Genomic DNA, 19,096 nt, shown 5'->3' on the forward strand with positions numbered 1-19,096 from the left:
AAGCAACAAACCCCTGAAACGGGCGTTTTAAGTTCGGTTGCGTGGCGCTATGCCAGCTTTGCCGGGTATTTTCGAACCAAAATGGGTTGTCATGTGACAAGAGTGCAACCAATCGCACCAATATAGTGCGTAAACCTGGATGACGTCAGAAGAAAGAAGATTTTGGTTTTTTCTTCGAGGCGGTTACGGATCGCCGCCTGTCAGAGCGTCAGGGTTTGCGCGCCCGCTGCAGGCTGAAGGTGATCGCGGGGCTCTGTTGCACCGGGGTGTCTCCCGCCAGTACCTGAACGGCGAGGCTGTGCTCGCCACGGTCGATGTTGACCAGTTGCAGGCGCGGTACGTTGCTCGGTTGACCATAGGGCTGGCCGTCCAGCAACAGGCGCAGTCGATGGGCTTCCTGCAGGCGCGGTTCAATCCGCACATCAACGGTGAAGGTGCCGTTGTTGGCGCGAAGGGCTTCGTGCGTGGGCAGGCCGGTCAGTTCCAGTGTCGAGTACGCGCGGGTGTTCTCGGTGCGCGGGGCTGCTTGCACGGTGGTGGGTGATGTCGGGAGCGAAAGGGTGTTCATGGGCGCAGGTTCAATCACCTGGCTTTCCACGCCATCGGGTGGCCGACTGCTGTAGGCGGTGTTGCCGTGAGCGTCGGTGTACACATGGATCTGTGCAGTGGCGGGCAGGGCGATCAGCAGCAACATCAACAGAGAACCGCGAGACATAAGGTCAACCAATGCGCAGGTGTTGGTTCGCAGCATAAGGCAGGCCGGGTGGCTGGCCCAAGTCGCGAAAGGGTTGCACATGGTTTCCCGGCGTTTCTCGATACAACAGGCGCTCTATCAAGGTGCCTGGATTGAGCCCACAAAAAAGGCCTCCCGAAGGAGGCCTCTTTAGGGGCACGCTGCTTGCGCAGGCGCTACTGGATCAGCAGCTGTAGTACAGCTCGTATTCCAGTGGGTGTACGAAGGTACGAACCTTGATTTCTTCTTCGCTTTTCAGGGCGATGTAAGCGTCGATGAAGTCGTCGCTGAAAACGCCGCCTTTGGTCAGGAACGCACGACCTTTGTCCAGCTCTTCCAGGGCTTCTTTCAGGCTGCCGCAAACTTGTGGGATCTCTTTGGCCTCTTCAGGCGGCAGGTCATACAGGTTTTTGTCAGCAGCGTCGCCAGGGTGGATCTTGTTCTGGATGCCGTCCAGGCCAGCCATCAGCAGTGCAGCGAAGCCCAGGTACGGGTTGGCTGCTGGATCCGGGAAGCGGGCTTCGATACGGCGAGCGCGAGGGCTGGACACGTAAGGAATACGGATCGAAGCGGAACGGTTACGAGCCGAGTAGGCCAGCATGACCGGCGCTTCGAAGCCTGGGACCAGACGCTTGTAGGAGTTGGTCGACGGGTTGGTGAAGCCGTTCAGGGCCTTACCGTGCTTGATGATGCCGCCGATGAAGTACAGGGCGGTGTCGGACAGGCCGGCATAGCCTTCGCCTGCGAAGGTGTTCTTGCCATCTTTGGCGATGGACAGGTGAACGTGCATGCCCGAACCGTTGTCGCCGTACAGAGGCTTAGGCATGAAGGTCGCGGTGCGGCCGTATGCATCAGCAACGTTGTGTACGCAGTACTTCAGGGTCTGGACTTCGTCAGCCTTGGCAACCAGGGTGTTGAACTTCACGCCGATTTCGTTCTGGCCGGCAGTCGCCACTTCGTGGTGGTGAACTTCGATGACCAGGCCCATCTCTTCCATGGCGTTGCACATGGAGGTACGGATTTCGTGGTCGTGGTCGAACGGCGGAACAGGGAAGTAGCCGCCTTTGACGCCTGGACGGTGGCCTTTGTTGCCGCCTTCCACGTCCTGGTCGGACATCCACGAACCTTGCTCGGAGAAGATCTTGAACATCGAGCCGGAGATGTCGGACTTGAACTTCACTTCGTCGAAGATGAAGAATTCTGGCTCTGGACCAACAAATACGGTGTCGCCGATACCGGTCGACTTCAGGTATTCCTCGGCGCGCTTGGCGATCGCACGTGGGTCGCGGTCGTAGCCTTGCATGGTCGAAGGCTCGATCACGTCGCAGACCAGGATCAGGGTCGGCTCTTCGGTGAACGGGTCGAGGACGGCAGTGGTGTCGTCCGGCATCAGAATCATGTCGGAGGCTTCGATGCCTTTCCAGCCGGCGATGGAGGAACCGTCGAACATTTTGCCTTCTTCGAAGAAAGCATCATCCAGCGCATCGCGAGCCGGCATGGTCACGTGGTGCTGAGTGCCTTTGGTATCCGTGAAGCGCAGATCAATCCATTTGACGTCATGATCTTTGATGAGTTGAACCGACTTCGACATAGTGTCCTCCGGGTGGCTTCGGGCTTAGTAATGGATAGCCCTTGGAATGTGGGTGATGCCGGCGCGAATACTCTGCCAAGGCAACCTGCCTCACAAGGGAGCAAATTGCATGCCAGTGCCCCGACTTGGGTTTTCTGCCCCAATATCACGCTTATAAAGGCGCAAATCGCTGAAATACGAAAAATAGCGCCCTCTAATGTAGCGCCATCTGCCGTAAATGACCCGTTTTGGTGCATCGAAAACCTTCTGCATATTAACTGGTTAAACCTTGAGCAATTTCCGCTATAATCCGCGCCCCCCTTTTTCGGCTGGCCGTGCGCGCGCTGTTTTCATGAAACTAATCGTAAAAGTCTTCCCCGAGATCACCATCAAAAGCCGCCCGGTACGGATGCGTTTCATCCGTCAGTTGGCCAAGAACATCCGTGCCGTGCTCCGCGATCTGGACCCGGCTGTGGTGGTGAACGGTGTGTGGGACAATCTCGAGCTGGAAACGCACGTCACCGACCCCAAAGCCTTGAAGGACATGACTGAGCGCCTGAGCTGCATGCCGGGTATCGCGCATTTCCTGCAGGTCGACGAGTACCCGCTGGGCGACTTCGACGACGTCGTCGCCAAGTGCAAGCAGCACTTCGGCGAGGCGCTGACCGGGAAGATTTTTTCGGTGCGCTGCAAGCGTGCCGGCAAGCACGAATTCAGTTCGATGGACGTCGAGAAATACGTCGGCAGCCAGCTGCGTCGTCAGTGCGGCGCCGCCGGGATTTCCCTGAAAGAGCCGCAAATCGAAGTCCGCATCGAAATTCGCGACAAACGGTTGTTCGTGATTCACAACCAGCACAACGGCATCGGCGGTTATCCGTTGGGCGCGCTGGAACAGACCCTGGTACTGATGTCCGGCGGTTTCGATTCCACTGTCGCGGCCTACCAGATCATGCGTCGCGGGCTGATGGCGCACTTCTGCTTCTTCAACCTCGGTGGGCGTGCCCACGAGTTGGGCGTGATGGAAGTCGCGCACTTCATCTGGAAGAAGTACGGCAGCTCCCAGCGCGTGTTATTTGTCAGTGTGCCGTTCGAGGAAGTGCTGGGAGAAATTCTCGGTAAAGTCGATAACAGTCATATGGGCGTAGTATTGAAGCGTATGATGTTACGCGCTGCGTCCCGAATCGCGGATCGACTGGACATCGAGGCGCTGGTCACCGGTGAGGCGATTTCCCAGGTTTCCAGCCAGACGCTGCCGAACCTGTCGGTGATCGACTGCGTGACCGACAAGCTGGTATTGCGCCCGCTGATCGCCAGTCACAAGCAGGACATCATCGATCTGGCCAACGAAATCGGCACCGCCGACTTCGCCAAGCACATGCCGGAGTACTGCGGGGTCATCTCGGTGAACCCCAAGACCCACGCCAAGCGTCCGCGCGTGGAGCATGAAGAGACAGAATTCGATATGGCCGTGCTCGAGCGTGCGCTCGAGAACGCCAAACTGGTGCCGATCGATCGGGTGATCGACGAGTTGGGCCAGGACTTGCAGATTGAAGAAGTCAGCGAAGCGCTGGCCGGTCAGATCGTCATCGATATCCGTCACCCGGATGCCGCTGAAGACGACCCGCTGGAATTGGCTGGCGTCGAGGTACAAACGATGCCGTTTTATGCACTGAACGCTCGTTTCAAGGAACTGGACCCTACTCGCCAGTACCTGCTGTATTGCGACAAAGGCGTGATGAGTCGCCTGCATGCCCACCATTTGCTCAGTGAGGGGCATGCCAATGTGCGCGTTTATCGACCGAGCTAAGAGCCCGGGGCTGTATGCCTGTGGCCTGCGTCACCGGCCCCCCGACTCTGCCGTCAAGCTGTAACGGCAAGGCCTGACTCTACTGTAAATCGCTGCCAAGACTTGTCAGCACACCGAATCCTCTGATCGAGATACACAAGTGATCGAAAATCTACGCAACATCGCCATCATTGCTCACGTTGACCATGGTAAAACCACCCTGGTAGACAAACTCTTGCGTCAATCCGGCACCCTGGAGCGCAACGAGCTCAACGACGAGCGCGTGATGGACTCCAACGACCAGGAGAAAGAGCGCGGTATTACCATTCTGGCGAAAAACACCGCCATCAACTGGAACGGCTACCACATCAACATCGTGGACACCCCGGGCCACGCCGACTTCGGCGGCGAAGTTGAACGCGTAATGTCGATGGTTGACTCCGTTCTGCTGCTGGTTGACGCTCAAGACGGCCCTATGCCGCAAACCCGTTTCGTGACCAAGAAGGCTTTCGAAGCCGGCCTGCGTCCAATCGTGGTCATCAACAAGGTTGACCGTCCAGGCGCGCGTCCGGACTGGGTTCTGGACCAGATCTTCGACCTGTTCGACAACCTGGGTGCTACCGAAGAACAGCTGGACTTCAAAGTCGTCTACGCCTCGGCCCTGAACGGTATTGCTGGTCTTGAACACACCAACATGGCTGAAGACATGACTCCGCTGTACCAGTCGATCATCGACGACGTACCTGCGCCGAAAGTCGACCGCGATGGCCCGTTCCAGATGCAAATCTCGGCACTGGACTACAACAGCTTCCTGGGTGTTATCGGCGTTGGCCGTATCGCTCGTGGTCGCGTCAAGCCGAACACCCAGGTTGTGGCGATCGACGCCGACGGCAAGCGCCGTAACGGTCGTATCCTGAAGCTGATGGGTCACCACGGTCTGCACCGCATCGACGTTGAAGAAGCAGCTGCCGGCGACATCGTCTGCATCAGCGGCTTCGACCAGCTGTTCATCTCCGACACTCTGTGCGACCCACTGAACGTCGAAGCGATGAAGCCGCTGACCGTTGACGAGCCAACCGTTTCGATGACCTTCCAGGTTAACGACTCGCCGTTCTGCGGCCGTGAAGGCAAGTTCGTCACCAGCCGTAACATCAAGGAACGTCTGGACAAAGAGCTGCTGTACAACGTTGCACTGCGCGTTGAAGAAGGCGACTCGGCTGACAAGTTCAAGGTCTCCGGCCGTGGTGAGCTGCACCTCTCGGTACTGATCGAAACCATGCGTCGCGAAGGCTTCGAAATGGGTGTTGGTCGTCCTGAAGTGATCATCCGCATGGTTGATGGCGTCAAGCACGAACCGTACGAAAACGTGACCATCGACCTGCCGGAAGAATCCCAGGGCGCGATCATGGAGCAAATGGGCCTGCGTAAGGGCGACCTGACCAACATGGTTCCGGATGGCAAGGGCCGTGTGCGCCTTGAGTACAACATCCCGGCTCGTGGCTTGATCGGTTTCCGTAACGAGTTCCTGACCCTGACCTCCGGTGGCGGCATCCTGACCTCGATCTTCGACCGTTACGACGTAATGAAGTCCGGCGACATGTCCGGCCGTCAGAACGGTGTACTGGTGTCGGTAGCGACCGGTAAGGCGCTGACCTACTCGCTGGAGACCCTGCAGGCGCGTGGCAAGCTGTTCGTTGAACACGGCCAGGACATCTACGAAGGTCAAATCGTTGGCTTGAACAGCCGCGACAACGACCTGGGTGTGAACCCGACTAAAGGCAAGAAGCTCGACAACATGCGTGCTTCGGGTAAAGACGAAACCATCGCACTGGTTCCGCCTGTCAAGTTCACTCTGGAGCAAGCTCTGGAGTTCGTACAAGAAGACGAACTGTGTGAAGTGACTCCTAAGTCCATCCGTCTTCGCAAGAAGATCCTGGGCGAAAGCGAGCGTACCCGCGCTGCGAAGAAGTCCGGTAACTAAGTCATTTAGTTAGCTGACAAAAAAACGCCCCCGACCTTGCGGTCGGGGGCGTTTTTGTTCGTCTGGGGTTTGTGCGATGTCTGTGGCGAGCGAGCTTGCTCGCGCTGGGCTGCGTAGCGGCCCCAGGATATTTGCAGCTAACGTCGATTTTGTGAGTGCTGCGCACTCAAGCGGGAGCAAGCTCCCTCGCCACAGGTAACAGGCTTCGGATCAAACCCCGATCAGAACTTATCGAGTGTCCGTAGCTTGGTCTCGCGTACCACTTCCTTTGGCTTGTACGCGCAATACCCCGGCCGCGGGCCGATTTTCGGGTGGTTGCGGCAAGTATCCGGGCGCTTGTCATAAATAGTGCAGAAACGGCTCTTACGATCCAGGTACAGGCAATCGTTGTTGCTCATGCGCTGGAGCGTGAAGATTTCCGACTTCTGGTTGTAACGCTCGACGATCCCTTCCTTTTGCAGGCGCTTGGCGATGTTCTTCGGCGGATCGCCGCGTTCGAACTCATCAACGATGCCGATGCGGATCAGATCCTTGATCTTGACCTCGACCGGCAGCGTGCAGCAGCTGGACACGCAGCCGCCGCACATATGGCTGGAGTATTTCTGCCAGGTCTCGAGACGGTCGAGTTCCGCGGCGGCGATCAGTTGAGGCTTCATCAGGTTTCCAAGGGGTAGCGTTGTATCCGGGCGCGGGATCATACGGGATTGGTGGTTTTTTGAACAACTTTTTCAAGGTTCCGGCACGGCCCCTGCATCCTTTTGCCCCTGAACCGCTCAATTCAGGTCATTGCGTAAAACACCCGAACCAGCGCCTGCGCCGTTTGTCAGACCGTCTAGGCTCAGTCAATTCCATGCTCGCCCGAGGTCCTATCGATGACTCAAGAACCACTTGTTCGCGAAGCTGAGGTGGCCGCATTCCGCGAAGCCGTCCTGACCAAACTCACTTATGCAGTGGGCAAGGACCCGGATCACGCCTTCGACCATGACTGGTTCGAAGCCATCGCCCTGGCGGCGCGTGATCACATGGTCGAGCACTGGATGGATCACACGCGCCAGATCTACCGCAAGGGCCAGAAGCGGGTGTACTACCTCTCGCTGGAGTTCCTGATCGGTCGCCTGCTCTACGACAGCCTGAGCAACCTCGGCTTGCTCGACGTTGCCCGCGAAGCCCTGACCGAGCTGGGCGTGGACCTGGAGCGCATTCGGCTGCTGGAGCCGGACGCGGCGCTGGGCAATGGAGGTCTCGGTCGTCTGGCGGCGTGTTTCATGGAAAGCATGTCGACCCTCGGTATCGCCGGCCACGGCTACGGTATTCGCTACGAGCATGGATTGTTTCGCCAGGCGATTGTCGACGGCTGGCAGCAGGAGCAGACCGAGCATTGGCTGGATTTCGGCAACCCTTGGGAGTTCGAGCGGCCAGAGGTGATCTACCCGATCGGTTTTGGCGGCAGCGTCGCCACCGTTGTCGATGCCAACGGCAAGAGCAAGCAGATCTGGTCGCCTGTGGAGACCGTGCGGGCGGTGGCGTATGACACGCCAGTGGTCGGCTGGCGCGGGGCGAGCGTCAACACCTTGCGCCTGTGGCGGGCGCGGGCCATGGAAGAATTGCACCTGGAGCGCTTCAATGCCGGCGACCACCTGGGGGCCGTGGCTGAAGTGGCTCGCGCCGAAAGCATCTCCCGGGTGCTTTACCCGGCCGACAGCACCGAAGCGGGGCAGGAACTGCGCCTACGCCAGGAATACTTCTTCGTCGCCGCGTCCCTGCAGGACCTGCTGCGCCGCCATCGCAACATGCACACCTCGGTGCTGACCCTGGCGGATCATGCGGCGATCCAGCTCAACGACACCCACCCCTCGATTGCCGTGGCCGAACTGATGCGTCAACTGGTCGATGTGTATGACGTGGCGTGGGAGGCGGCCTGGCAGATCACCGTCGACACCTTGTCCTACACCAACCACACGTTGCTCCCCGAGGCCCTGGAGACCTGGTCGGTGGGGTTGATGGAGCGGATGCTGCCCCGGCACATGCAGATCATTTACCTGATCAACGCCCAGCACATCGACTCGCTGCGAGGCAAGGGCATCCACGATTTCGACGTGCTGCGCGCGGTGTCGTTGATCGAAGAAGACAACGGCCGGCGGGTGCGCATGGGCAATCTCGCCTTTCTGGGCTCCCACAGTGTCAATGGCGTGTCGGGCCTGCACACCCAGCTGATGCGCGAAACCGTGTTTTCCGAGTTGCACAAGCTGTACCCGACACGCATCAACAACAAGACCAATGGCGTTACCTTTCGCCGCTGGCTCTACCAGGCCAACCCCGAACTGACCTCGATGATGGTCGATGCATTGGGCCCTGAGCTGTTGGATGATCCGGAGCAGTTGTTGTCCGGCCTGGAGGCGTTTGCCGAAAAAACTGCGTTCCGCAAGCAGTTCGCCGAGCAGCGGCTGCACAACAAAAAGGCCCTGGCCTATCTGATCCATGAGCGACTCGGGGTTGCGGTCAACCCGGCGGCGATGTTCGACGTGCAGGTCAAACGGATTCATGAATACAAGCGCCAGTTGCTTAACCTGTTGCACACCGTGGCGTTGTACCAGGCGATTCGTGCCGAGCCGGAAGTGGACTGGGTGCCGCGGGTGAAGATCTTCGCCGGCAAGGCGGCGGCCAGTTATCAACAGGCCAAGATGATCATCAAGCTGACCAACGACATCGCCCGTACCGTGAACAATGACCCGACGGTGCGCGGCCTGCTGAAAGTGGTGTTCCTGCCCAACTATAACGTCAGCTTGGCGGAGAGCATCATTCCGGCGGCCGACCTGTCGGAGCAGATTTCTACCGCTGGCTTCGAGGCCTCCGGCACCAGCAACATGAAATTCGGCCTCAACGGTGCGTTGACCATCGGTACCCTGGACGGCGCCAACGTGGAAATGTGCGAGCGCATCGGTGCCGAACACATGTTCATCTTTGGCCTGAGCGCCCAGCAGGTCGAAGCGCGTAAACAGAACCACGAGTTTCATGCCGCACCGGATATCGCCGCTTCCCATCGGCTGGGCGATGTCCTGCAAGCGATCCGGGGCGGGGTGTTCTCGCCGGATGATCCAATGCGCTACACCGGATTGATCGATTCGTTGATCGAATACGACCGCTTCCTGGTCTGCGCCGACTTCGAGTCTTACTGGGCCGCGCAGATGCGGGTCGACGCCCATTGGCACGATTCGAAGGCGTGGTGGCGCTCGGCGGTACTCAGCAGCGCGCGAATGGGCTGGTTTTCCTCTGACCGGACCATTCGCGAGTACGCCACGGATATCTGGAAGGCGTTGGAGTAGGGGGTGTAACAATTTTGCGCCCCGGCCCAACGGTTGTTGGGCCGGATCGATATACTAAGCAACAGTTGCACCGGGTCGCGGGACTGCCCGGATTCGCCCTGCCATGGGCCGCTTAGGGATATCGACCATGCAATGGATGTTCATGCTGATTGGGTGGGGGCTGGGCTGGATACTGGATGAGTCCTTCGGCGACGCGTTCATTGGCGCGCTGATCGGCCTGGGTATCGGCCAGACGCTTGTGCTGCGGCGCCTGAATGCGCAAGCGGGCGAGCAGCGGCGTCAGTTGGAGCTGGCGAAGGTGGCCCTGGGCGCGGTCGAGCAGCGGCTTGCCTTGCTCGAAACCGGCGGCACGGGTGCAACACCCGCCACTGAGCCAGCGCCTTCATCCGAAATCGTCGTTGAGCAAGCTCCCCTGTCGGAAGCCGTGCCTGCGATGCAGGAGCTGGTCTGGGAGTTGCCGCCCGAAATGGCCACGGTACAGACCGCAATCACCCCTGAGCCGGTCGATCCCTGGACTGCACAACCCGTTCAACCGCAGTCCCCCGCCGAACCCCGTGGGCCGAATCTGATCGAGCGCGGCATCGCGGCGGCGCGCAATTGGTTGTTCGGCGGCAATACCGTGCTGCGGGTCGGCGTGGTGCTGTTGTTCTTCGGCTTGGCGTTCCTGCTGCGCTACGCCACCGAAGGCATGGTGGTGCCGATTGAACTGCGTTACGCCGGCGTTGCCGCCGCTGCGCTGGCCTTGCTTGGCCTGGGCTGGTGGCTGCGACGACGCAACACCCAGTACGCGCTGATGCTGCAGGGTACCGGGATCGCGGTGCTGTACCTGACGGTGTTCGCCGCCATGCGCTTGCACCCGTTGCTCGACCCGACGGCGGCCTTGGGGCTGCTGGTGGTCGTGACGCTGTTCTCGGCGATTCTGGCCATTACTCAGGACTCCCTGGCCCTGGCCTGCGTGGCCGCGCTGGGTGGCTTTGCCGCGCCGATCCTGACCTCTACCGGCGCCGGCAATCATGTCGCGCTGTTCAGCTATTTCGCCCTGCTCAATGCCGGCATCCTGGCCATTGCCTGGTTCAAGGCCTGGAGGCTGCTGAACCTGATCGGCTTTGCCGGCACCTTCGGCATCGGTTTCGCCTGGGGCCTGCGTTCCTATACGCCGGAACTGCTGTGGAGCACCGAGCCGTTTCTGATCCTGTTTTTCCTGATGTACCTGGGCATTGGCTTGTTGTTCGCCCGTCGTAAATTGCAGGCGCTGAGTGACGGGCCAGAGGATGACAGCCGTGAGGCGCTGCTGCGTTGGTCGGCAAGCAAGGGCGATCATGTCGACGGCACGATGCTGTTCGGCCCGCCGTTGGTGGGCTTCGGCCTGCAGTTTGCGCTGGTTCAACACCTGGAGTTCGCCACCGCCTTCAGCGCCCTGGTGCTGGGCTTCGTCTACATGGGGCTGGCGCGTTTGCTCAGTGGTGGCCGTGCCTTGTTGCTGGCGGAAACCTGCCTGGCACTGGGGGTGATTTTCGCCAGCCTGGCGATTCCATTGGCGCTGGAGGCGCGCTGGACCGCGGCGGCCTGGGCGGTGGAGGGGGCGGGGATCTATTGGCTCGGTTTGCGTCAACATCGGCCATTGGCCCGGGCCTTTGCCTTGTTGCTGCAACTGGGGGCGGCGCTGGCCTTCCTCAGTGAACTGGGTTTCGGCGGCGGCAGCCTGCTCGACGGCCCACCGCTGGGTGCGTTGATGCTCGGCGCGGCGTTGCTGTTCAGCTTCTATCAGTTGCGCAGCGCCTCCCCTGAGCACACCCATGCCTGGGAAAGAAAGGGTTTGCCGGTGTTGGCCTGCGCCGGCCTGACCTTTCTCTATCTGCTGGCGCCGCTGTTTTTCTTCACCCACGGCACGGCGATCAGCTGGGCGCTGGCCGGCCTGGTGACTTTGTTCGTCGGCTTGCGCTTGCAATCGCGCACGTTCCTGTTCGCAGCGTTTGCCGTGCAACTGCTGGGTGGTGTGTTGTTTCTGCTGCGCCTGCATGGCGCCAGCGACGATTCGACGGCCGTGCTCGGCGCCGGCTGGAGTGGACTGATGACGGCTTCGCTGATCGGCCTGGCGCTGATCGGCGGCATGTTGTTCGCCGCTCGCGATGACATGGTGCGCAGCGATGTACGCCTGCTGCGGGGCTTGTCGCTGGTGTTGCTGGCCGGGTTGGTGCTGATCAACCTGGCGGTGCTGTTCGTCTTGCCATGGCAAACGGCGAGTGCGGTGTGGGCCGCCAGCGGTCTGTTGATCATCTGGTTGAGCCTGTACTTGCAGCAGCGTGTGAGCTTTGTCTTCGGTCTGTTGTTACAGGTGACGGGTGGGGTGGCGTTTCTGGTCGCCGCTCCCGGGCTACTTGGGCCGCTGCTCAGTGAAGGTTTGCGGCCGTTGGGCCATAGCGGGTTCTGGACGCCCATGGTGTTGGGTCTGGCGGCCATGGTGGGCGCCTGGCGCTTGCAGTTTGGCCAGCACGCCAGCGCGTTCGATGCATTGAGCCTAGGTCGTCTGTCCGAACTGTTGCTGGTGTGGGGCGCGGCCTGGTGGGCGTTGGCCGTGGTCACCGAGGTGCTGCGGTTCGCGCCGCTGCACCTGCAGGCCGCGCTGTTGCTGGGTTTCTCGGCATTGAGTGTCGCGCTATGGGCGTGGCTGGCGTTGCGCTTGAAGTGGCCGTCGCTGGGCATTCTTGGCTGTTTGTTGGTTCCCGTCGCGTCGCTGGTGCTGGTCGCGGCCTGGCATTCGCGTTATCACCCGGCTGCCGACTTTGGCTGGCTGGCCTGGCTGGCGGTGTTCGCGGTGCATTTCATCTCGCTGCGGCGTATGGCTGCGATGCTCCCGCCACGCGTGTCGAGCACGGCCCATGTGCTGGGCTGCTGGTTGTTGATCGCGGTATTGGCGTTGGAGCTGCGTTATGGCCTGCTGGTGCTGTCCGAGCAGTACAACGCCTGGCGCTGGCTGGGCTGGGCTATTCTGCCGAGCCTGTATCTGCTGCTGATGGCTGCGCCTCGCGCCTGGCCGTGGCCGGTGTCGGCCCATGCCCGCGAGTACCGCGTGTATGCCGCACTGCCGCTGGCACTGCTGATGCTCGGCTGGTTCTGGTTGGCGAACATCGCCAGTGATGGCACGGCCGAGCCTTTGCCCTATGTGCCGTTGCTCAATCCACTGGAAATCGGCCTGTTGTTTGCCTTGTTCGGCGTATATGCCTGGTCGCGCAGTGCGCTTGACCAGTTGTCGATTCGCTTGCCCTACGCCGCAGCAGCGACTGAGGGGGTGGCCGGGGTTTCGCTGTTCGTCTTCTTCACGGCCTTGGTGATGCGCAGTGCTCACCAGTGGGGAGGGGTGCCGTTCGAACTGGATGCCTTGCTGGAGTCGATGCTGGTGCAGGCGGGACTGTCGATCGTCTGGACGCTGATTGCCTTGAGTCTGATGATTGGCGGGCATCTGCGTCATCGTCGGGAAGTATGGCTGGTGGGGGCGGCATTGATTGCACTGGTAGTCGCCAAGTTGATCTTTGTTGAATTGAGCAACCGTGGCGGGCTGGCACGGATCGTGTCGTTTATCGGCGTGGGTGTCTTGTTGTTGGTCGTGGGCTATTTCGCCCCGTTGCCACCCAAGCGTGTCGATGCTGCACCCGGGGCGCAGGCACCGGGCAATGAATCTGAAGGAGCGTCGTCTTGAACATGAAGTTGAACCCGGGCTGGCTGGGTGTTGTTGGATTCTGTATGGCATTGTCGGTCCAGGCACAGGAAGTGCCGACGGACTTCACCACGCAAGTGCCGTTGAGCCTGAGCGGCGAAGGGCCCTGGTATCGCCTGTCGCTGCCGCTGGACGTGCAGTTGAGTGCGCGCCAGACCGATCTGGGTGATGTGCGGGTGTTCAACGGCAACGGTGAAGCACAGGCCTATTCACTGGCGCGGGAGCAGGCACCGGATGGCGACGAGGGTGTGCTGAATGAGGTGAAGTGGTTCCCGCTGTATGACAGCGCCGATGCTCGTGACGGGGTGCCAGGCGTGCGGGTGCAATCCAGTGCCAATGGCACGCTGGTGGAGGTTCAGCCATCCAGTCAGCTGGAGGCCGGCGAAGAAGTGCTGCGTGGCTGGTTGCTGGACGCCAGCGCGATCAAGGCACCCTTGCAGCAGTTGATCCTAGACTGGACCAGTGAACGCGATGGCTTCCAGCGCTTCAGCATCGAGGCCAGCGACGACCTGCAGCGGTGGCACGGGTGGGGAGAAGGGCAGGTCGCGCGATTGTCATTTGCTGATGAGCGGGTCGAACAGCACGAAGTCGCTTTGCCAGGGCAGCGCGCGCGTTACTTGCGCCTGTTGTGGCAAGCCCCGGAGACGGCCCCGGCATTGACCTCGGTGCAGTTGAAAAGCGCCAGCTCCAGTGCGGTCTCGCAACCCCTGGTCTGGTCCGGGCCGTTGTCCGGTAGCCGTTTGAGGTACGGTGAATACACCTGGCAGTTGCCGATGGGCCTGCGGGTGGAGCGTGTCGAGGTCGAACTGGGCGAGGCCAACAGCCTGGCACCGGTGACCCTGGAAGGGCGTCGAGAAACCAGCCTGCCATGGCAGACCTTGAGCAGCGGCCTGCTCTATCGCCTGACACAGAACGGACAGGACGTGGTGCAAAATCAATTGCAGGTGCCCGGCCATGTCGTGCAACAGTTGAAGCTGACCGTGGATGAGCGTGGCGGCGGATTGGGGGCCGAGGCGCCGAAGGTGCGTTATGCCGTTCGCTCGACGCAGTTGGTGTTCCTTGCACGAGGAGCCGGGCCGTACACCCTGGCGCTGGGCAATGCGACGGTGAAAGCGGCGAATTTGCCGCTGGCGACGCTGATTCCTGATTACCGGCCCGAGCGCCTGACGACTCTGGGGCAGGCGTCGGTGGATGGCGGGGTTGCCGTCACGCAGGCGACAGAGCTGGCGCCGTCGGCTGCCCTGGCGACGAACTGGAAGAAAATCGGCTTGTGGGCCGTGTTGTTGCTGAGCGTAGTGTTCCTGGCGGCGATGGCGTTCAGTTTGCTGCGCAAGCCGCCTGCCAAGTCCTGAATGATGGGGGTGCCTTGGCATCCCATCACGAGCCCGCTCGCTTCCGCCGTTGATCGAGTTCGCCAAGGCGATGCCGACCCGTGTGGGAGTGAGCGGGCTGGCGAAGGTGGCCTGTTTGCTGGCAAAAGCCGCCGATTTTCTGTCAATCCTCACGCCACGACCCTTTCGATTCGAACTACGCTCATCCCCGCGCATGAACTCTATTGAGCGAATCTCGTCTGATAGGAACAATTGCGCATCGACTCGCGTTAAACTGCGCGGGTTTTTAGCCCCCATTCCTCCGGAGCCGTCCATGTCCCGCGTTACCTTGAGTCGCTATTTGATTGAGCAGACCCGCAGCAACAACACCCCTGCCGATCTGCGCTTTTTGATTGAAGTGGTGGCGCGTGCCTGCAAGGAAATCAGCCACGCCGTCTCCAAAGGCGCCCTGGGTGGTGTTCTGGGCAGCATGGGCACTGAAAACGTGCAAGGCGAAGTGCAGAAGAAACTCGACGTGATCTCCAACGAGATCCTGCTCGAAGCCAACGAGTGGGGCGGTCACCTGGCCGGCATGGCGTCCGAAGAAATGGACAATGCCTACCAGATCCCGGGCAAATACCCGAAAGGCGCGTACCTGCTGGTATTCGACCCGCTGGACGGCTCGTCGAACATCGATATCAACGCACCGGTCGGTACGATCTTCTCGGTGCTGCGTTGCCCGAACGAACACCTGAGCCAGAACGAAGCCTTGAACGAAAAGGCCTTCCTGCAGCCAGGCACCCAGCAGGTAGCCGCCGGTTACGCGATCTACGGTCCACAGACCATGCTGGTACTGACCCTGGGCGACGGCGTCAAAGGCTTCACCCTGGACCGTGAAATGGGCAGCTTCGTGCTGACCCATGAAGACATCAAAATCCCGGAGTCCACTCAGGAATTCGCGATCAACATGTCCAACCAGCGCCACTGGGAAGCCCCGGTACAACGCTACGTCGGCGAATTGCTGGCTGGCGAAGAAGGCCCGCTGAAAAAGAACTACAACATGCGCTGGGTCGCCGCGATGGTAGCCGACGTACACCGCATCCTGACCCGTGGTGGCCTGTTCATGTACCCACGTGACAGCCGCGAGCCTTCCAAGCCGGGCAAACTGCGCTTGATGTACGAAGCCAACCCGATGTCGTTCCTGGTTGAACAGGCTGGCGGCGCGTCCACCGACGGTCACCAGCGCATCCTCGACATCCAGCCCGAAGGCCTGCACCAGCGCGTAGCGGTGTTCCTGGGCTCGAAGCAGGAAGTTGAACGCGTCACGGCTTACCACAAGGAGTAACCATGACCGCGCCCTGGCAGCCGTTGCTTGATTGGTGGTTCGGTTCAGCCGACAGCCCAAACGAAGTAGCGGCGCAGAAGGGCGGTCTGTGGTTCGGTAAGCGTGACAGCCAGGACCTCGAAGCGCGCACGCGTTTCGGGGACCTGGTGGAACAGGCACTGGCCGGCGGACTACCTGAGTGGACGCAACGTCCCGAAGGTTGGCTGGCCCTGGTGTTGTTGCTCGACCAGTTACCGCGAATGATCTTTCGCGAAAACCCCAAATCCTATGCCGGTGATCTGCGTGCCCAAAAGCTTGTGGCGCAGGGCATTGCCGCGGATTTCGACCGGCAATTGCGGCCGATCCAGCGGGTGTTCATCTACCTGGTGTTCGAGCATTGCGAGCACCTGGCGGTGCAGAACGAGGCAGTTTCGCGCTTTGCGCAGTTGCTGGCCGAACAACCCGAGGCGGAACGCGCGGTGTTTGCCGATAACCTCGATTACGCCGAACGGCATCAGGCAATCATCGCCCGGTTTGGACGCTTTCCCCACCGCAATGCGGTGTTGGGCAGGGCATCCACGGCTGAGGAAGTCGCGTTTCTTTCGCAACCTGGATCGCGGTTCTAAACCTGCTGCGCGTTCACGGATTCCCTTGAAGCAGTCGCTTCATCAGCAATGTTGGTAGATTTTTCCGTGTGTCGGCAATGATATGGACGTAGACCGTCTGTGCTCTTACTTCATAGATGATGCGGTTCATTCCTGAGAGGATCTGTCGATACTGGTGGAGATTGAGCTTTTCGATTTCATCAGGGATCGACCCGGCATAGGGCGAGTCTCCCAGGCGACGTATGGCGGCTTTCAGATCGTTATAGGTGGTCTGCCAGGCTTGGGTAGAGAACTGTCTGCTGAGATAGGTACGAAGTTCCTTTAAATCCAGTTCGGCGGATTGAAGAATGACGACCTTGAAGCTCATTGATGTTCGACTCTGTCCAGTTCGACAAAGACATCTTCAGCCTCCCGGAATTTGCCTTCTTCAATTTCACGATTACCCATCGCCAGAAGCTTTAACAGGGCCATCGTGTCTTCTTGCTCCTCAAAGCTTTTCACATCCATGACCACAAGCTTTGCTTCACCATTCTGGGTGATGACCAATGGCTCACGGCTCTCAGTAATCGTTTTGACGATTTCGGCAGTGTGGCTTTTCAGGTAACTGATCGGTTTGATTTGAGATGAAAGTTTCATGAGATTGGGCTCTGCTCGGCGACAGGACTGAGTTTAGTCTTAATTCAGTCCTTCGTCAGTCCCGCCGGACAGGCGCATATAGCGTGCTCAGATCCTGAAACTACCCACCAACTGCTTCAACCGCGCCGCCTGCTGCTCAAGGTCGGCACAGGCTCGCAAGGTCGATTGCAGGTTTTCCACCCCTTCCTGGTTCAGTGTGTTGATCTCGGTAATGTCGACGTTGATCGACTCGACCACGGCGGTCTGCTCCTCGGTGGCGGTGGCGACCGACTGGTTCATGCCGTCGATTTCGCCGATGCGCTGGGTCACGCTGTCCAGGCGTTCGCCGGCCTGGTTGGCGATGCCGACGCTGCTTTCGCTCTGGCGCTGACTGTCGGTCATGATCGCGACGGCCTCACGGGCACCGACTTGCAGTTCTTCGATCATCTTCTGCACTTGCTGCGCCGAATCCTGGGTGCGGTGGGCGAGGTTGCGCACTTCGTCGGCGACCACGGCGAAGCCGCGTCCGGCTTCACCGGCGCGAGCGGCTTCGATCGCGGCGTTGAGGGCCAGCAGGTTGGTTTGCTGCGAGATGCTGGTGATCACCTCGAGAATCTGCCCGATGTTCACGGTGTTGCTGTTCAGCGTTTCGATGCTGCCGCACGAGTCGCTGATTTTGGCTGACAGCTGCTGCATCGCCGTGATGGTTTTATCCACCACCTGCTGACCGTCCTCGGCCAGGCTACGGGCGTCGCTGGAGTGCTGCGATGCGAGGGCGGCGTTCTGGGCGATTTCCTGGGCGGCGGCCCCGAGCTGGTTGATTGCTGCCGCGACGCTGCTGGTGCGCGAGGCTTGCTGGTCGGAATTGAACATCGACGAGTTGGAGGCGCTGACGACCCGCATGGCCACTTCGTTGACCTGGCCGGTGGCTGACGACACTTCGCGGATCGAGGTGTGGATCCGCTCCACGAAACGGTTGAACGAAGTGCCCAGTGCGCCGAATTCGTCATGGCCATGAATGGTCAGGCGCTTGGTCAGGTCGCCTTCACCTTCGGCGATGTCGTGCATGGCCCGGCCCATGGTCAGCAGGGGTTGCATCAGCACGCGGATCAGCATGCCCAGCAGGGCGATGATGATCACCACTGCAATCAGCATGGCGATGATCGCCGAGGTGCGGAACTCGCTGAGCATGGAGAAGGCGGTGTCCTGGTCGAGCACCAGGGCCACGTACCAGTCGGCCGAGGGCACGCCGTTGACGCGGGTGAAGGAGATGAACTGGGTCTTGCCGTTGACCTCGACTTCCTGCATGCCCGGGCTGACCTTTGGCGTGCCGGCCGGATAGGCTTCGGAAAGGTTTTTGAGCACCAGTTTGCTGTCGGGGTGAATGAGGATTTTGCCATCGGCGCTGACGATGAAGGCGTGGCCGTGTCCGTCGAAGTCCAGCGAGTTGATGATCGCGCTGACGTTGCCCAGGTCGATGTCGGCCCCGGCCACGCCGATCATCTGGTTCTGATGGCGTACCGGGGTGGCCACGGTGATTACCAGCTTGCCCGAGGACGCGGCGATGTAGGGTTCGGTGACGATGGTCTGCTGTGCGCCGTTGGCGGCCTTGTACCAGCCACGGGCTCGCGGGTCGTAGTCCGCTGTGCGATTGCCGGCCGGCACCGAGAACATCACGCCGTCGGCACCGCCGAAGTAGCTCAGCTGGAAGTTGCTGGTGTACGCCGGCAGGTCGATCGCGCGTTTGAGAGCGTCCAGTGCCGGGCCGTCGACGGCCACTTGCTGGGCCAGCGATTGCAGCAGCTGCATGCGGCTTTCCAGCCAGGTCTGGATGTTGCTGGTGGTCAGGCTGCCGAGTTCCTGCATCGAGGATTCGGTGCTGGCGCGCAGGGTCTGGCGCTGGCGGTAGTCGTTGAACAGGATGAAACAGGCAAACGCAACGGCCACCACAAGGGCAGCGGCGAGCAGGATCTTGTGGCTGAACTTCATGTTTCTGGTCATTAAAGGAGCTACCGCGGGAGGACTGATCAGCGAGGTGCGTCAAATTGCCTCGGTCGAGGCCAGGCGCTGCTTCTATGTCGACAGGTCGGCGCCAAAGATTAGGCGGGCTTGGCGAAAATCGACGAAATGTCGA

General features: G+C 60.3%; 13 protein-coding genes and 1 pseudogene. 7 read left to right on the forward strand and 7 right to left on the reverse strand.

Going from position 1 to position 19,096, the window contains the following annotated elements; translation table 11 throughout:
* Positions 1-208: 208 nt before the first annotated feature.
* Entirely contained in the window at positions 209-715 is a 507-nt protein-coding gene (locus tag AC3WQN_RS08980; RefSeq protein ID WP_103399760.1) for a DUF4124 domain-containing protein, read from the reverse strand.
* Positions 716-917: 202 nt separating this feature from the next.
* The gene (gene glnA, locus AC3WQN_RS08985; RefSeq protein ID WP_095077959.1) at positions 918-2,324 is read right to left on the reverse strand and encodes a glutamate--ammonia ligase; all 1,407 of its coding nucleotides are present in this window, start codon (positions 2,322-2,324) and stop codon (positions 918-920) included.
* 331 nt (positions 2,325-2,655) lie between these two features.
* On the opposite strand from glnA, the gene thiI reads away from it, so the two are divergent.
* Complete coding sequence (gene thiI, locus AC3WQN_RS08990) at positions 2,656-4,110, forward strand: tRNA uracil 4-sulfurtransferase ThiI (protein ID WP_103399749.1); 1,455 nt, start codon at positions 2,656-2,658, stop codon at positions 4,108-4,110.
* 139 nt (positions 4,111-4,249) lie between these two features.
* Positions 4,250-6,070 (forward strand): translational GTPase TypA, encoded by a 1,821-nt coding sequence (gene typA / locus AC3WQN_RS08995; RefSeq protein WP_103399750.1) that lies wholly within the window; start codon positions 4,250-4,252, stop codon positions 6,068-6,070.
* 221 nt (positions 6,071-6,291) lie between these two features.
* On the opposite strand, the gene AC3WQN_RS09000 is transcribed toward typA, so the two are convergent.
* Complete coding sequence (locus tag AC3WQN_RS09000) at positions 6,292-6,726, reverse strand: YkgJ family cysteine cluster protein (protein ID WP_095077963.1); 435 nt, start codon at positions 6,724-6,726, stop codon at positions 6,292-6,294.
* A 216-nt stretch (positions 6,727-6,942) separates the two neighbouring features.
* On the opposite strand from AC3WQN_RS09000, the gene AC3WQN_RS09005 reads away from it, so the two are divergent.
* From AC3WQN_RS09005 to AC3WQN_RS09025, 5 genes are all read left to right on the forward strand, one after another.
* Positions 6,943-9,393: a glycogen/starch/alpha-glucan phosphorylase gene (locus AC3WQN_RS09005; RefSeq protein ID WP_103399751.1), complete on the forward strand. Its 2,451-nt coding sequence runs from the start codon at positions 6,943-6,945 to the stop codon at positions 9,391-9,393.
* Between the two features lie 127 nt (positions 9,394-9,520).
* Positions 9,521-13,090, forward strand: a complete 3,570-nt coding sequence (locus tag AC3WQN_RS09010) for a DUF2339 domain-containing protein (protein WP_103399752.1) — start codon at positions 9,521-9,523, stop codon at positions 13,088-13,090.
* Positions 13,087-14,460, forward strand: coding sequence for a DUF3999 domain-containing protein (locus tag AC3WQN_RS09015; protein ID WP_103399753.1), 1,374 nt, complete (start codon positions 13,087-13,089; stop codon positions 14,458-14,460). The genes AC3WQN_RS09010 and AC3WQN_RS09015 overlap by 4 nt, the downstream gene beginning before the upstream one ends.
* 292 nt (positions 14,461-14,752) lie before the next feature.
* On the forward strand, positions 14,753-15,763 hold the full coding sequence (locus AC3WQN_RS09020; RefSeq protein WP_095144595.1) for a class 1 fructose-bisphosphatase: 1,011 nt from the start codon (positions 14,753-14,755) through the stop codon (positions 15,761-15,763).
* 2 nt (positions 15,764-15,765) lie between these two features.
* A complete protein-coding gene (locus tag AC3WQN_RS09025) occupies positions 15,766-16,368 on the forward strand; it encodes a DUF924 family protein (RefSeq protein ID WP_103399754.1) in 603 nt (200 codons plus the stop codon).
* 13 nt (positions 16,369-16,381) lie between these two features.
* On the opposite strand, the gene AC3WQN_RS09030 is transcribed toward AC3WQN_RS09025, so the two are convergent.
* From AC3WQN_RS09030 to AC3WQN_RS09045, 4 genes and pseudogenes are all read right to left on the reverse strand, one after another.
* Positions 16,382-16,714, reverse strand: coding sequence for a type II toxin-antitoxin system RelE/ParE family toxin (locus AC3WQN_RS09030; protein WP_103399755.1), 333 nt, complete (start codon positions 16,712-16,714; stop codon positions 16,382-16,384).
* Entirely contained in the window at positions 16,711-16,983 is a 273-nt protein-coding gene (locus tag AC3WQN_RS09035) for a type II toxin-antitoxin system Phd/YefM family antitoxin (protein WP_103399756.1), read from the reverse strand. Before AC3WQN_RS09035 ends, AC3WQN_RS09030 begins: the two co-directional genes overlap by 4 nt.
* Positions 16,984-17,070: 87 nt before the next feature.
* Positions 17,071-17,865, reverse strand: coding sequence for a methyl-accepting chemotaxis protein (locus AC3WQN_RS09040; RefSeq protein ID WP_492589482.1), 795 nt, complete (start codon positions 17,863-17,865; stop codon positions 17,071-17,073).
* A gap of 63 nt (positions 17,866-17,928) precedes the next feature.
* Positions 17,929-18,963 (reverse strand): annotated as a pseudogene (locus AC3WQN_RS09045) (HAMP domain-containing protein); the annotation flags it as partial.
* Positions 18,964-19,096: the final 133 nt, after the last annotated feature.

This window comes from Pseudomonas sp. FW300-N1A1 (assembly GCF_058789115.1).